Source organism: Klebsiella pasteurii (genome assembly GCF_018139045.1).
Lineage (GTDB): Bacteria > Pseudomonadota > Gammaproteobacteria > Enterobacterales > Enterobacteriaceae > Klebsiella > Klebsiella grimontii.
The window spans coordinates 413629-427374 of sequence record NZ_CP073236.1; the positions used below are offsets into that span (position 1 = coordinate 413629).

The following is a 13746-nucleotide window of genomic DNA, read 5'->3' on the forward strand; positions in this document are numbered from 1 at the left end:
TGCCGCAATGCAGGGGAGCTTTTAAAGCTAAAGAGAGGGAATTGACCCCGCATCCGTATTCGAATGCGGGATCGCCGCGCGACTGAGCGCGGAGAGTGCGTTAGTAACGAGAAGGAACGCCTTCAGGACGCGTTTTAAAGCGGCGATGCATCCACATATACTGTTCCGGCGCCATCAATATGCACTTCTCTACCACTTTGTTCATCCAGACGGCGGTAGTCTCCGCATCGTCCAGCGGCGGATCGCACTCCGGCGGCAGGATAATCAGCTCATAGCCTTTACCGTTGGGTTTACGGCGCGGCACGAACGGCACAACGCAGGCTTTAGACATCTTTGCCAGCATCCAGGTGCCCGAGGTCGTCGCGGCCTGGTCAACGGCGAAAAACGGTACAAATACGCTGGCGGAGGGGCCATAGTCATGGTCCGGCGCGTACCAGATCACTTCGCCCTTTTTCAGCGCGCGGATCATGCCTTTGAGATCCTTACGATCGATCATGTCTTTGTTGGAGCGCAAGCGTCCCCAGGTCTGCAGCCAATCGATAACCGGGTTATCGTTTGGGCGATAGACGCCAATGCCAGGCTCATTGATACCGAACATGCGCGCGCCCATCTCCAGCGTCAGGAAATGAATGCCAATCAGCAAAATGCCGCGCTTTTGCGTCTGTACGTCCCGGATATGCTCGACGCCAATCGAGTCAGTCCAGCGCGCGATACGCTTTGTTGGCCAGAACCAGGCCATGCCGGTTTCCATCAACCCCATGCCGACGGATTCAAAGTTTGCCACCACCATCCGGTGACGCTCTTGCTCACTCTTATCGGGAAAACAGAGTTCCAGATTACGATAAGCTATTTTTGCCCGTCTCTTCATCAGCCGTCTTGCTAGGTGGCCAAGACCGGTTCCTAACCGATATATCACCGGATAGGGAAGCTGTACAACTAACCAGAGCAGACCGATTCCGAACCAAAGCAACCAATAACGCGGGTGCAGCAACGCTGCGGAAAATTTAGGTAAATGGCTCATCTCATACCTGTTCAATTAAGCAACGTGTTCTATTATCGCATTTTTTTATGCTTCAGCCAAAATACCGGCTGTTGATGGCATTTAATGTTAATGCGAGCAAATTTGGGTGAGAAAAATGTAGCGCAAAATGTGGGGATGTAAATTAAGCCTGTTTGCTATATGATGCCCGCCGTTTATTTTACTCATTGACTATGCCGAGCAGGTACACCATGCCAGTGTTACATAACCGCATTTCAAATGAGACGTTAAAGGCGCAAATGTTGGCTGAGACCGAGCCGCGCACGACGATCTCGTTTTATAAATATTTCACTATTATCGACCCAAAAGCCACGCGCGATGCGCTGTGGATTGCGTTGACTAAGCTGAATGTCTTTGGCCGAATTTATCTGGCTCACGAAGGTATTAACGCGCAAATTAGCGTTCCGCAGAGCCGGGTCGATGCGCTGCGCGAATTTTTATACGCTTTCGATCCCGCCCTGAATGGTCTGCGCCTGAATATCGCTCTTGATGATGACGGTAAATCCTTCTGGGTTCTGCGTCTCAAGGTACGCGATCGGATCGTCGCGGATGGGATTGATGATCCGACGTTTGATGCATCGGACGTGGGTGATTATTTAAAGGCTGCGGAGGTCAACGCGATGCTGGACGACCCGGATGCGGTCTTTATTGATATGCGTAACCATTACGAATATGAGGTCGGCCATTTCGAGAACGCGCTGGAGATCCCGGCGGATACGTTTCGCGACCAGCTGCCGAAGGCCGTTGAGATGATGCAGGAACATAAAGATAAAAATATTGTCATGTACTGTACCGGCGGTATCCGTTGCGAAAAAGCCAGCGCGTGGATGAAACATAATGGATTCACTAAAGTCTCGCATATTGAGGGCGGGATTATCGAGTACGCGCGACGCGCGCGCGAACAGGGGCTGCCGGTTCGCTTTGTCGGTAAGAACTTTGTATTCGATGAGCGTATGGGAGAGCGTATCTCAGATGATGTTATCGCCCATTGCCATCAGTGCGGCGCGCCCTGCGATAGCCATACCAACTGCCTGAACGATGGTTGCCACCTGCTGTTTATTCAGTGTCCTTCCTGTGCGGAGAAATTTGCCGGTTGCTGTAGCGAAGTCTGCATGGAAGAGCATAAGCTGCCGGAAGAGGAGCAGAGAAAACTGCGCGCCGGCCGCGAGAATGGCAATAAGATCTTTAATAAATCTCGCGGTCGTCTGAATACGAAGCTGGGCATCCCGGATCCTGTGCCTTCAGAAAAACCATAGCCAGATAAGATCGATAAACGCCAGCAGAAGCCACAGCGCCAGATAAATCATAAAATGTTCACGGACGTTGTTAACCAGTAATTCGAACAGGCGACGCATCATCTCTCTCATTATTCACGGCCTCAAGTGAGGCCGTTTCTTTAGCGTGGTTGTCTGGTCATACGGCGGGCGATTATTTCTTAAACCGCGCCAGTGAAAACGCAGAGAGATCAAACCCAAAGGGTTCGTCAAGCGCGAACCGTGTGGCCAGTTCGCCTAAAACCGGTGCAAATTTAAAGCCGTGACCGCTCAGGCCGGTAATCAGCAGCGTATCCGGCTGGCCGGGTAGTGTATCAATAATAAAGTCTTCGTCCGCTGTGTTATCATAGGTGCAGGATGCGCCGTGCAGACAGCCGCCAATACCGGGCAATATGTTACGCAGGAAGCTGAAAGACTCGGCGCCGTCCGTGGCTACCGCACCGAACGGTTTGCGCTCTTCCGGCGTGGAAATGAGCTGCCCGCCGTTGTGCTTACCGATTTTCAATTCATTATCTTCGGCGGGAAAACCGTAAAACTGATCGCCATTCGGTAACTCACCGGTAAACGCCGGGAAGTTATTTTTGCTGCTGTAGCGGCCATCAGCCTGAAACCAGGCAAAAATCTTCCGTATCGGCTGGACCGGAAGTTCTGGCAACAGGCGTGTGACCCAGGTTCCGGCGCTGATCAGGAGTTTTTTACCGCTGTACTCGCCATCCAGCGTCTCGACGGTAACGCCGTCCGGCTGGTGGTGAATGGCTGACACCGGACAGTTGAACAGCTGGGCGGCGCCCGCTTCGCGCGCCAGACGGATCCAGGTTTCAACGGCCAGCTCGCTGCGCAGTATGCCGGATGCGGGTTCAAATATCGCCCGATAATCATCAGGTACACGAATTTCCGGCCAGCGAGTCATTACCGTCTGCGCATCCATCTCTTCAATATTCAGCCGGAACTCGTGCGCGCTGCTGGCAACATTGCGCAGAAAGTCGGAATCGGCAGGCCCGAGGTTAATCACCCCGGTACGTTCAAAGACGGCTTCACCGCTGGCGGCGGCAAACTCATCCCACAGCTGTTGCGCGCGCAGTACCAGGGGAACATATCTTTTGCCTTCACCGTAGGCGTGACGAATCAGGCGAGTGCTGCCATGATGGCTGCCTTCCTGATGCGGCGGCTGATGAGCATCGATCATCAGCACGTTAAGCCCTGCCTGCCGCGCATAAAAGCCTGCGGCAGCGCCGACCGAGCCGCTACCGATAATGATAAGATCGTATTGCATGGTGGGTTCCAGGTTATTGCTTTGTTAGCAGGGTAAATAACAACCTGCTGTTATACAAGCCCGAAAATAATTCAGGCACCCGGAGGTGCCTGTTAGGTGAATATTCAGACATTAGCGCTAAATATTAATGCCTTCGATACTCATTTTCCTGGTATTCGCCAGATTCAATCTTCGCAATACCTGCTTCCAGAATAGAAATAAACTGACGTGCGACGTCCGTCGTTAGCCATAGCGTCTGGCCAATTTCTGCGTCTTTACTACTTTCTTGAGCGGGGTTTTGGTAGTGCAGGCGCAACATCAGCGCATCGTAACTATCAACGGTGCTGATGTCCCATCCGACGAGGGGATGGGTCTGGATGACTTCATTATTCTTTTCCATCATAACCCCTTATTCATATGTTAAAAGACAACAGTTCTCGAGGTTTAATGCATGTTTTTTGAAGCAAGTTAATTATATCAGTAGTCAAGCATAAACTCGAGAAATTAAATGAAATAGAGATACATACGCGCGAATATGCTGCTTTTTTAGGCAGAAAAGGGTGGGTTATTTGTTATTTTTGAAGGTGCTAAGTAAAAGCAATAGGGGAAAATCTGAGTGTGAAAAAATAAAAAAGCCGGGGCGACCCGGCAAAAAAAGCACAATGAGGGAGCAAATTTAATTGACTAGTCGCGGACAAACCAGTCGTCAGCGCTTTCCCAGGTTTCTTGCAGGATTTCGCTAATCCGGTCTTTGTCTTCTTTCAGGCCGCCGATAACCGACAGATTGTTATTAGCCGCGTATCGAACCGTTACCTGGCTTGATGTAGAGGGAAACTGCTGTTCAATACGACGAGAGAGTTCATTGTTCAGCGCATCTAAGGCGCCGTTGGGTAAGGCTGTTGATTTGGCGATAGAGACTTCAATACGCATAATTGCCCCCTGGATAGTGTACTGTTTATTTATACAGTCTTTGGTGAGCATTTTCAACAGGGGGCGTACTATTTATTTTTTCATCGTCCAGCGCACGGTTTCCCCGGCAAGGAACGGCACCAGCGCGTCGCCGGGCAGGGCGATACTCTCGACCACCTGGCTCTCTTCGCGCACCAGCTCAACATAGCCCTCATTGACCGGCAGGCCATAGAAGCGTGGGCCGTTGAGCGAGCAGAAGGCTTCAAAGTGCTGTAGAGCATTCATCTCCTCAAACACCGTTGCGTAGCTGCCCAGCGCGGTCGGCGCGTTAAAACAGCCTGCGCATCCGCAGCTGGCTTCCTTACGATGACGGGCATGGGGTGCGGAATCGGTGCCGAGGAAAGCGCGGTCAAAACCACTGGCCACCAGTTCGCGCAGCGCCTGCTGGTGAATATTGCGTTTCAGTATCGGCAAACAGTAAAGGTGGGGCCGCACGCCGCCAACCAGCATATGATTGCGGTTGAACATCAGGTGCTGCGGGGTGATGGTGGCTGCCAGCAAATCGTTACCGTCGCGCACGTATTCGGCGGCATCTTTGGTTGTGATGTGTTCGAAGACTACCTTCAGACCGGGCAGGCGCTGGCGCAGCGGCTCCATGACCGTTTCGATAAATCGCGCTTCCCGGTCAAAAATATCGATATCAGGATGAGTGACTTCACCATGAACCAGTAGGGGCATACCCAGTTTTTCCATGCGCTCAAGCACCGGCATGATGGCATCCGTGCTGGTGACGCCGTGGCTCGAGTTGGTTGTGGCATTGGCCGGGTAGAGTTTGGCAGCGGTGAATACGCCTTCGTTAAATCCGCGCTCCAGCTCCGCCGGGTCGAGCGTATCCGTCAGATAGCAGGTCATCAGCGGCGTAAAATCATGACCCGCAGGGATCGCATCAATGATACGCTGGCGATAGGCGAGGGCGGCTTCGACGGTAGTGACTGGCGGTACCAGGTTCGGCATCACGATCGCCCGGCCATAAAATTCACTGGTAAAAGGCACGACGGTTTTTAACATATCGTCATCGCGCAGATGGATATGCCAGTCGTCAGGGCGGCGGATTTTCAATACCTGGGATTGTGCTGTCATGGAAGGCTCCGGCTAATAGGTTCAGTCATCAGGGCTGTTTTTGCCGGGCACTAAGGATAAGCGTAAACGTTTTCCTTTGCATCAACTTCCGTAAAAAATCGGGCGCTTCAGCGCCCGAGATATTAGTTTGTGAATGGGATAATAATCTCGCCGGGCTTCACCTCAATACCTTTAGCATACTTTTTCGCCAGCGCCTCACCGGTGCTGGCATCTTCGCGCAGGACGTAGGCAGGCTGCTGATTGAAGTAGCTACGCAGGGACTGATTCAGGTAAGGGATCAGCGTCTGTACCACAGACTGGAGTTTTTCCGGCTGAACTTTGGCATCGACCACCTCCATCTCCTGCAGGAAAATGGCTCCCTTTTCTTTATTAAACGCCGGCAGCGCTTTGAGCTTCAGATCGATGGTCGCTTTCTGGTTCCCGAAGAGTGAATTCAGATCTAAATTAGCCACGCCGCTTAACGTCACTTTGTTCGGTTCTTCACGGCCAATAGCGCTGGTAAGATTTTGCAGTTCAATATGGGCATCCGCTACGCCTGGCAGGCCAATATCCTTAGCGAAGTGGTTACGTTTCTGCAGCGCCTGATTGATTTCCTGCTCGCTCACGGAATACTGCGTGAGCTGGTTACAGGCGCTGAGCAGGCCGCTAACGATAAGCACGGCCGCGATAAACATCTTTTTCATTGGATTCCTTAATGTCATGCCATGGGTTCATCCTGACACAAAGCAGCATGGCTCGCCAGCGCAGGAGGTGCTAGCGGAAAAGACTGAAAAAGAGGCGTATGGCAGCGAAGGGCAAACCCATCCACTGCCTTGAGGTTAAATAGCCATTGAGGAAAGCAGGTTGATCTGCGTCTGTTTGGCCATGTTGTCACGATAGGCGGCCACACGGCTCGGCCAGTTCACGCCGGCAACTAGCGTCAGATTTCTCAGTAGAGGGAAGAGATGAATATCATCTTCAGAGAGTTCACCGTTAACGGCGTTAGGCTGGACGATCGATTTATCCAGCGCCCGCAGATCATCGCTGATGTTCTTGACCAGACCGGGGGAATGGGCGAGATGGTCGGCAAAGCTGCCGATAGCCGCCTCTTTCTTTTTCACGAAATAAGCACGCGCCTCTGGCGTTGCGAATTCATCAAAAGCGGATTTAGCAAAGCGAGGGATTAACAAGCGGTTAGCGTAGTCGTTGACCTTCCTGAGCCAGGTTTCAATCGCCGGATTACGCGCGCCGGTAAGCAGCGGTTTTCCGTCCAGCTTATCGACGTAGTGCACGATATCCATACTTTCCGGCATGTAACGGCTATCGTCTTTTTGCAGGATTGGCGCCATCTTCTGGCCGATCATTCGGGTTGGGGTTACTTCATCATCGTTCAGGAGCGCGATCAGTTCGACAGGGATATTTTTCAGGCCGAAAATCATGCGGGCTTTAAGGCAGAACGGGCAGTGATCGTAGATATATAACTTCACGTTTCTCCTCCATAGTGGCTGAACATCCTCAATTCAGTATGGAGGAGAAACGAAGGCCCGGCAAATCAGGTTCGCGGCTCCAGCATTCCGGAGGCCGAACGTTTCGGGCTGAACTGCCACCACAGAGCGATAAACGTCGCGAGGCCGATAACGCCCAGCATCAGCCATGGCAGCTCCGGCTGACCTGCGGCCTTCCCGGCGTCGAACAGCCATCCGCCGCCCGCGTAACCGAAAGCGCCGCCGAAGGCTAATCCTAAACGGCTAAAGCCCATATAGCTGCCGCGCGCTCTGGCATCAGCCAGCGAAGCGCCCAGCGTCTCGCGCGCGGGTTCAGCGATAATTGAACCCATATAAAATACGCAGATCAGCGTAAACAGCTGCTGCAGATTGCTGCTCAGGCCAATCGGCATCATCGCGAGGGTCATGATCAGCAGGCCGGCCATCAGGCGATGCTCGAGGCGGAAACGCTTTTCGCTCCAGCGGGCAATCGGGTACAGCAGCGTCAGCGAAATGGTCGCTTCAATGGCGTACATCCATTTTACCGCCGCTGGAGAACCCGCAATATCGTTAACCATGATCGGCAGCATTAGCATCACCTGCACCGCCAGCATGTAATATCCGGTAAGCGTCAATACGTAGGTGACAAAGCGTTTGTCGCGCAGCACGCGTCCCAGCCCTTCACGAACCGGCGTTTTGACCGTCGACAGCTTCCAGGCCGGGAGATACCAGGCGTTGAATGCCGCGCAGGCGATAAACAGGGCCGCCCCGGCGCTGCACACCAGACGAAAATCATATTGCAGCAGCCAGCTTCCCAGCAGCGCGCCGATCACCGCCCCTGCGCTATCCTGCATCATCAGGATAGAAAAGAAACGTCCGCGCTGGTGCGGGCGTACCAGCTTGACCACCAGCGCCGCCCGCGGGGGATCGAACAGCGTGCCGCCGAGACCTGAGAGAATGCAGGAGAGCCACAGCACCCAGGGTTCATGGGCGACGGCCATTGCCGCGAAACCGGCCGCGCGCATCAGCATACCAGTGACGATCATCGGTTTGGCGCCAAAACGGTCGGCAATGGCGCCGCCAAATATCCCTAAACCTTGCTGCACCAGCTGACGCAGGCCGAGCGCAATCCCGACCATCAGCGCAGCCCACCCCATCTGGTCGACAAAGCGAATGGAGATAAGCGGGAATACGACGAAAAAGCCGAGTACGACCAGCATGTTATCAACTAACAGGAAATATTTACCCAGGCTCCTTGCCTGCGATACGCGGGACATTTCCCCTCCCGGGAAAAATAAGGATAAGCGTTGATATTCTGCGGGGATAACGGCTATTTTCCCAGCTAACTTGCGACAATATTTTTTTATCAAAATGCAAGAACGATAGAGCCTATTCATCGAAAAGCAGAGGTGGTGCAGAAAATGGTATGTTGCTGTTTTCACTCAACCGCGCAGGACAGGTATAGTAAAGTCAGCAAGTATTGCGTCTGGGGAACAGGAGAGGGAAATGTTTGGCTATCGCAGTAACGTACCGAAGGTGCGTTTGACGACGGACCGGCTGGTGGTACGGCTGGTGCACGATCGTGACGCCTGGCGTCTGGCCGATTATTACGCGGAAAATAAAGGGTTCTTAAAACCCTGGGAGCCGGTGCGCGACGACAGCCACTGTTATCCTTCCGGCTGGCAGGCGCGTTTATCGATGATTTCTGAGTTCCATAAGCAGGGCTCGGCGTTCTATTTTGCCCTGCTTGACCCGGAGGAAAAAGAGATCATCGGCGTGGCGAATTTTTCGAACGTGGTGCGCGGTTCGTTTCATGCCTGCTACCTCGGCTACTCCATCGGTGAGAAATGGCAGGGGCAAGGGCTAATGTATGAAGCGCTGACCTCGGCGATTCGCTATATGCAGCGCACGCAGCATATCCATCGCATAATGGCAAACTACATGCCGCATAATCAGCGCAGCGGCGATTTGCTGGCGCGTCTGGGCTTTGAAAAAGAGGGTTACGCCAAAGATTACCTGCTTATTGATGGGCAGTGGCGCGATCACGTACTGACGGCGTTGACGACACCGGACTGGACCCCGGGTCGCTAAGGAGACATCATGAAATATCAGTTAACCTTGCATGAAGCGCGGGTCATTGGCTGCCTGCTGGAAAAGCAGGTCACCACGCCGGAGCAGTACCCTCTATCGGTCAACGCGGTGGTCACCGCCTGTAACCAAAAAACGAACCGTGAACCGGTGATGTCGCTCAGCGAAAGCGATGTCCAGGATCTGCTCGATACCTTAGTGAAGCGCCATTATTTGCGAACGGTCAGCGGTTTCGGCAATCGGGTGACCAAATATGAGCAGCGTTTCTGCAACTCAGAATTTGGCGATCTGAAATTATCCCCGGCGGAAGTCGCTATTATTACCACCTTGCTGCTGCGCGGGGCGCAGACGCCTGGTGAACTTCGCGGTCGCGCGCAGCGGATGCATGAATTCAGCGATATGGCGGAGGTTGAAAGCGTCCTCGAAAATCTGGCGACGCGGGAAGATGGCCCCTATGTCGCGCGTCTGCCGCGGGAGCCCGGCAAGCGTGAAAGCCGCTATATGCATCTGTTTTGCGATGATATGGATTCACTGATTACCGTCGTTGAGGCCGTGTCGCCCGCTGGCGACGATCTGCAGATGCGCGTAGAGGCGCTGGAAGCGGAAGTCGCCGAGCTGAAAGCGCGACTGGATTCACTGCTGGCTCACTTGGGAGATTAAGCATGTCGGCAAAACTACGTATAGGAGTGGTTGGCCTGGGCGGTATTGCGCAAAAGGCGTGGCTACCGGTGCTGGGGGCCGCCGATGGCTGGACGCTACAGGCAGCGTGGTCGCCGGGCAAAGAGAAAGCGCAGCGTATCTGCGAAACCTGGCGGATCCCCTATGCGGATTCTCTGGAACAGCTGGCGGCTCAGTGTGACGCCGTGTTCGTGCATACTTCCACGGCTTCACATTATGAAGTGGTTTGTCGGTTGCTCAATGCCGGCGTTCATGTCTGCGTTGATAAACCGCTTGCGGATAAGCTTAGCGATGCGGAGACACTGGTTGAGCTGGCCGCCCGCCGTCATCTCACGCTCATGGTCGGGTTTAATCGCCGTTTTGCTCCGCTCTATCGCGAGCTGAAGGCGCAGCTCGGAAACGCAGCGTCGCTGCGAATGGACAAACACCGCAGCGACAGCGTCGGCCACGATCTGCGCTTCACGCTGCTGGATGACTATCTGCACGTGGTTGATACGGCCTTATGGCTGGCGGGCGATAAGGCGCGTTTAAGCGGCGGAGCGCTGCATACCACGGCTCAAGGCGAGATGCTGTATGCCGAGCATCATTTCACGTCCGGGATGATACAGATCACAACCAGTATGCACCGCCGCGCCGGAAGCCAGCGGGAGTGGGTTCAGGCGGTAACCGACGGCGGCTTATATGAAGTCCGCGATATGCGGGAGTGGCAGGAGGAGCGGGGACGCGGAGTGATACAGCGCCCAATTCCCGGCTGGCAGACAACTCTTGAGCAGCGAGGCTTCACCGGCTGCGCGCGGCATTTTATCGAATGCGTGCAAAATCAGACGGTTCCTGAAACGTCCGGGGAGCAGGCGCTGCTGGCTCAGCGGGTGGTGGATAAGCTCTGGCGCGAAGCGATGAGCGAATAATCCGTTGTAACAACTGGCAGTAGTAATTCAGTATGAACCCGGTAGACTATCGCCACTTTCCCGCGCCCGCATTTGCGGGCGTTTTACTCCAGGGTTGTGGAATAACACGTTAATGAATCTTTTAAAATCACTGGCGGCCGTCAGTTCGATGACCATGTTTTCGCGCGTGCTGGGCTTTGCGCGCGATGCGATTGTCGCACGTATTTTTGGCGCGGGGATGGCCACCGACGCCTTCTTCGTTGCTTTCAAACTCCCGAACCTTTTACGACGTATTTTTGCTGAGGGCGCATTTTCTCAGGCTTTTGTGCCGATTCTTGCGGAATATAAAAGCAAACAGGGCGAGGATGCGACCCGCGTTTTCGTCGCCTATGTATCGGGATTGCTGACGCTGGTTCTGGCGCTGGTCACCGTCGCCGGTATGCTGGCGGCGCCGTGGGTGATTACCGTCACCGCGCCGGGGTTTGCCGATACGCCCGAAAAGTTCGCCCTGACCACTCAGCTCTTGCGCATCACTTTTCCCTATATTCTGCTGATCTCCCTGGCGTCACTGGTTGGCGCTATCCTGAATACCTGGAACCGCTTTTCGGTTCCCGCTTTTGCCCCAACCTTCCTTAATGTCAGCATGATTGGCTTTGCGCTGTTTGCGGCCCCCTATTTTAATCCGCCGATGCTGGCAATGGCGTGGGCGGTAACGGTTGGCGGTATTTTGCAGCTTGCCTGGCAGCTGCCGCATCTGAAAAAAATCGGCATGCTGGTGCTGCCGCGGGTCAACCTTAAAGATGCTGGCGCGGTGCGGGTGGTGAAACAGATGGGGCCGGCGATCCTCGGCGTCTCAGTCAGCCAGATATCACTGATTATTAACACGATCTTTGCCTCATTCCTCGTATCCGGCTCCGTGTCGTGGATGTACTACGCCGATCGTCTGATGGAGTTTCCGTCCGGCGTGCTGGGCGTGGCGCTGGGGACCATTCTGCTGCCGTCGCTGTCAAAAAGCTTCGCCAGCGGCAATCACGATGAATACTGCCGTTTGATGGACTGGGGATTGCGCCTGTGCTTCCTGCTTGCGCTACCGAGCGCGGTGGCGTTAGGGATCCTGGCCAAGCCGCTGACGGTCGCGCTATTCCAGTACGGGAAATTTACCGCTTTTGATGCCGCGATGACCCAGCGTGCGCTGGTGGCGTATTCTGTCGGGCTGATGGGGCTTATTGTGGTGAAAGTGCTGGCTCCCGGATTCTATTCGCGCCAGGACATTAAAACGCCGGTGAAAATTGCTATCGTCACGCTGCTCATGACGCAGGTGATGAACCTCGCCTTTATTGGCCCCCTGAAGCATGCTGGCCTGTCGTTGTCGATTGGCCTGGCGGCCTGTCTTAACGCCGCGCTGCTCTACTGGCAGCTGCGGAAACAGAAAATTTTTACGCCTCAGCCGGGTTGGTTCCTGTTTCTGCTGCGCCTGGTTATTGCGGTGATTATCATGTCAGCGGCGCTGCTGGGCGTGATGTACCTGATGCCAGAGTGGTCGCAGGGGACGATGCCGTTCCGTCTGCTGCGTTTAATGGTGGTCGTAATCGCGGGCGTTATCGCCTATTTCGCGACGCTGCTGCTGCTGGGATTTCGCGTGAAAGAGTTTGCTCGCCGTACGGCCTGAACTGACTGAACGCAGTATAAGCCGCTCTGCAGTTTCTGCAGAGCGGCTTTTTTTATCTGAGGGTTCGCTGCGCGGATACGACCCTGGCGCTTTCCAGTAGGCGGATCCCAAGGGCAATTGCGCCGGTAATGACGGCCAGCGTCACCACACCGCTCCAGCCGGCCATCACATACAGTTTGCTTCCCAGTACTGAACCCAGCGACATGCCAATAAAGACGCCGGTGAACAGCAGCGCATTGAGTCGACCGCGCGCCTGAGGTTCCAGACCGTACACCAGATTCTGGTGAGCCACGAGGCTGGATTGCAGTCCAAGGTCGAAACCGACGGCCGAAATGGCAATCAGGATCAGCTGGCCATGCGGCGGTAGTGCAGGCAGCAGAAACATCAGGGCAAACGAAACGGTAACCAGCGCGGCCCCCATTTGCGTGACTTTTTCCGCGCCGAACTTATCGGCCAGGCCACCGGCCAGCGGCGCGGCGAGCGCCCCGGCGGCACCTGCGATACCAAAACCGCCGGCTACCGCGCTGCCCATCTGGTAGTGCGCCAGTAGCATGACCGCGAGCGTTGACCAGAAGGCGCTGAAGGCGATAGAGAGGAATCCCTGAGCGAATGCGGCGCGACGCAGGGCCGGATAGCGTTTCCACAGATGGGCCATCGATTTCATCAGCTGCGGATAGCTCAGGGTTGAGTGAATCTCAAAGCGCGGCAGGACGCGCCACATCACCAGCCCAATCAGCGCGATGCTGACCGCCGCCGCCTGATACATCACCCTCCAGCCGAAGAGGGCGCCCACCAGTCCGCTGACGGTACGCGACAGCAGGATCCCCAGCAGCAGTCCGGTCATCACCGTCCCTACCATTTTCCCTTGCTTACCCGCGGGAGCCAGAATCGCGGCTGCCGGTACAATATCCTGGGCCATGGTCGCGGCCATACCGATAAGCAGGCTGACAATCAGCAGGGAGGTCAGCTGACCGGTGAGGCTGCAAAGCAGCAGAAGGACGGCCAGCGCGGCGCTTTTCATCAGGATCAATTTCCTGCGGTCGTGACGGTCACCAAGCGGGAGAAGAAACAGTATGCCCAGTGCGTAGCCGGCCTGGGTCAAAGTCGGAACCAGGCCCATACCCTCAACGCTCAAATGCAGGTTAGCTCCCATCAGGGGTAACAGTGGTTGCGCGTAATAGATTGAGGCGACGCTGAAGCCCGCGCCCAGCGCAAGGATGAAAATAACCCACCCGGCGGCGCGGGAGGTGAGTGGAACTGGTGTCATGATGGATTCCTCTTAGAAGCGATGGCGCTATTTTTCCCCTAATCGCGCTGGCGCGGTAGATAGCCCGGTGGTAAAACGGT

The 13746-nt window shown here is 54.9% G+C and carries 15 protein-coding genes; 5 read left to right on the forward strand and 10 right to left on the reverse strand.

The window, feature by feature from the left end:
* Positions 1-100 precede the first annotated feature (100 nt).
* Positions 101-1021 carry a Kdo(2)-lipid IV(A) acyltransferase gene (locus KCG39_RS01835; protein ID WP_112166314.1) on the reverse strand — a complete coding sequence of 307 codons (921 nt, stop codon included), beginning with the start codon at positions 1019-1021 and terminating at the stop codon, positions 101-103.
* A 209-nt stretch (positions 1022-1230) separates the two neighbouring features.
* On the opposite strand from KCG39_RS01835, the gene trhO reads away from it, so the two are divergent.
* Complete coding sequence (gene trhO, locus KCG39_RS01840; protein ID WP_123828258.1) at positions 1231-2295, forward strand: oxygen-dependent tRNA uridine(34) hydroxylase TrhO; 1065 nt, start codon at positions 1231-1233, stop codon at positions 2293-2295.
* Here trhO and KCG39_RS01845 read toward each other — a convergent pair.
* From KCG39_RS01845 to mdtH, 8 genes are all read right to left on the reverse strand, one after another.
* Positions 2281-2394, reverse strand: coding sequence for a YceO family protein (locus KCG39_RS01845; RefSeq protein ID WP_004101037.1), 114 nt, complete (start codon positions 2392-2394; stop codon positions 2281-2283). The genes trhO and KCG39_RS01845 overlap by 15 nt on opposite strands.
* 73 nt (positions 2395-2467) lie before the next feature.
* Positions 2468-3586, reverse strand: a complete 1119-nt coding sequence (gene solA / locus KCG39_RS01850; protein ID WP_004131356.1) for an N-methyl-L-tryptophan oxidase — start codon at positions 3584-3586, stop codon at positions 2468-2470.
* A 124-nt stretch (positions 3587-3710) separates the two neighbouring features.
* The gene (bssS, locus tag KCG39_RS01855; protein WP_004131358.1) at positions 3711-3965 is read right to left on the reverse strand and encodes a biofilm formation regulator BssS; all 255 of its coding nucleotides are present in this window, start codon (positions 3963-3965) and stop codon (positions 3711-3713) included.
* 284 nt (positions 3966-4249) lie between these two features.
* Complete coding sequence (gene dinI, locus KCG39_RS01860; RefSeq protein WP_004101040.1) at positions 4250-4495, reverse strand: DNA damage-inducible protein I; 246 nt, start codon at positions 4493-4495, stop codon at positions 4250-4252.
* A 72-nt stretch (positions 4496-4567) separates the two neighbouring features.
* Positions 4568-5614 carry a dihydroorotase gene (gene pyrC / locus KCG39_RS01865; protein ID WP_049112582.1) on the reverse strand — a complete coding sequence of 349 codons (1047 nt, stop codon included), beginning with the start codon at positions 5612-5614 and terminating at the stop codon, positions 4568-4570.
* 122 nt (positions 5615-5736) lie between these two features.
* Positions 5737-6297 (reverse strand): lipoprotein, encoded by a 561-nt coding sequence (locus KCG39_RS01870; RefSeq protein WP_004131365.1) that lies wholly within the window; start codon positions 6295-6297, stop codon positions 5737-5739.
* Between the two features lie 135 nt (positions 6298-6432).
* The gene (gene grxB / locus KCG39_RS01875) at positions 6433-7080 is read right to left on the reverse strand and encodes a glutaredoxin 2 (protein WP_049112584.1); all 648 of its coding nucleotides are present in this window, start codon (positions 7078-7080) and stop codon (positions 6433-6435) included.
* Positions 7081-7145: 65 nt separating this feature from the next.
* On the reverse strand, positions 7146-8354 hold the full coding sequence (gene mdtH / locus KCG39_RS01880) for a multidrug efflux MFS transporter MdtH (protein WP_049112586.1): 1209 nt from the start codon (positions 8352-8354) through the stop codon (positions 7146-7148).
* Positions 8355-8583: 229 nt separating this feature from the next.
* Here mdtH and rimJ point away from each other — a divergent pair, with 229 nt between their 5' ends.
* From rimJ to murJ, 4 genes are all read left to right on the forward strand, one after another.
* Positions 8584-9168, forward strand: coding sequence for a ribosomal protein S5-alanine N-acetyltransferase (gene rimJ, locus KCG39_RS01885; RefSeq protein WP_004131378.1), 585 nt, complete (start codon positions 8584-8586; stop codon positions 9166-9168).
* Positions 9169-9177: 9 nt separating this feature from the next.
* Positions 9178-9825 carry a YceH family protein gene (locus KCG39_RS01890; RefSeq protein ID WP_004131380.1) on the forward strand — a complete coding sequence of 216 codons (648 nt, stop codon included), beginning with the start codon at positions 9178-9180 and terminating at the stop codon, positions 9823-9825.
* A 2-nt stretch (positions 9826-9827) separates the two neighbouring features.
* Positions 9828-10751, forward strand: a complete 924-nt coding sequence (locus KCG39_RS01895) for a Gfo/Idh/MocA family protein (protein ID WP_004131382.1) — start codon at positions 9828-9830, stop codon at positions 10749-10751.
* Positions 10752-10863: 112 nt separating this feature from the next.
* Positions 10864-12399, forward strand: a complete 1536-nt coding sequence (gene murJ, locus KCG39_RS01900; RefSeq protein WP_004131383.1) for a murein biosynthesis integral membrane protein MurJ — start codon at positions 10864-10866, stop codon at positions 12397-12399.
* 52 nt (positions 12400-12451) lie between these two features.
* Here the strand turns inward: murJ and KCG39_RS01905 are convergent, their stop codons facing one another.
* Positions 12452-13666 (reverse strand): MFS transporter, encoded by a 1215-nt coding sequence (locus tag KCG39_RS01905; RefSeq protein WP_049112588.1) that lies wholly within the window; start codon positions 13664-13666, stop codon positions 12452-12454.
* Positions 13667-13746: the final 80 nt, after the last annotated feature.

Bases quoted from the DNA above. Each gene is read 5' to 3' on its own strand.
- rimJ (WP_004131378.1), top strand. From the start codon at position 8,584: ATGTTTGGCTATCGCAGTAACGTACCGAAGGTGCGTTTGACGACGGAC.
- solA (WP_004131356.1), bottom strand. From the start codon at position 3,586: ATGCAATACGATCTTATCATTATCGGTAGCGGCTCGGTCGGCGCTGCC.
- trhO (WP_123828258.1), top strand. From the start codon at position 1,231: ATGCCAGTGTTACATAACCGCATTTCAAATGAGACGTTAAAGGCGCAA.
- KCG39_RS01890 (WP_004131380.1), top strand. From the start codon at position 9,178: ATGAAATATCAGTTAACCTTGCATGAAGCGCGGGTCATTGGCTGCCTG.
- KCG39_RS01835 (WP_112166314.1), bottom strand. From the start codon at position 1,021: ATGAGCCATTTACCTAAATTTTCCGCAGCGTTGCTGCACCCGCGTTAT.
- mdtH (WP_049112586.1), bottom strand. From the start codon at position 8,354: ATGTCCCGCGTATCGCAGGCAAGGAGCCTGGGTAAATATTTCCTGTTA.
- KCG39_RS01905 (WP_049112588.1), bottom strand. From the start codon at position 13,666: ATGACACCAGTTCCACTCACCTCCCGCGCCGCCGGGTGGGTTATTTTC.
- KCG39_RS01870 (WP_004131365.1), bottom strand. From the start codon at position 6,297: ATGAAAAAGATGTTTATCGCGGCCGTGCTTATCGTTAGCGGCCTGCTC.
- murJ (WP_004131383.1), top strand. From the start codon at position 10,864: ATGAATCTTTTAAAATCACTGGCGGCCGTCAGTTCGATGACCATGTTT.
- pyrC (WP_049112582.1), bottom strand. From the start codon at position 5,614: ATGACAGCACAATCCCAGGTATTGAAAATCCGCCGCCCTGACGACTGG.
- bssS (WP_004131358.1), bottom strand. From the start codon at position 3,965: ATGGAAAAGAATAATGAAGTCATCCAGACCCATCCCCTCGTCGGATGG.
- KCG39_RS01845 (WP_004101037.1), bottom strand. From the start codon at position 2,394: ATGCGTCGCCTGTTCGAATTACTGGTTAACAACGTCCGTGAACATTTT.
- dinI (WP_004101040.1), bottom strand. From the start codon at position 4,495: ATGCGTATTGAAGTCTCTATCGCCAAATCAACAGCCTTACCCAACGGC.
- KCG39_RS01895 (WP_004131382.1), top strand. From the start codon at position 9,828: ATGTCGGCAAAACTACGTATAGGAGTGGTTGGCCTGGGCGGTATTGCG.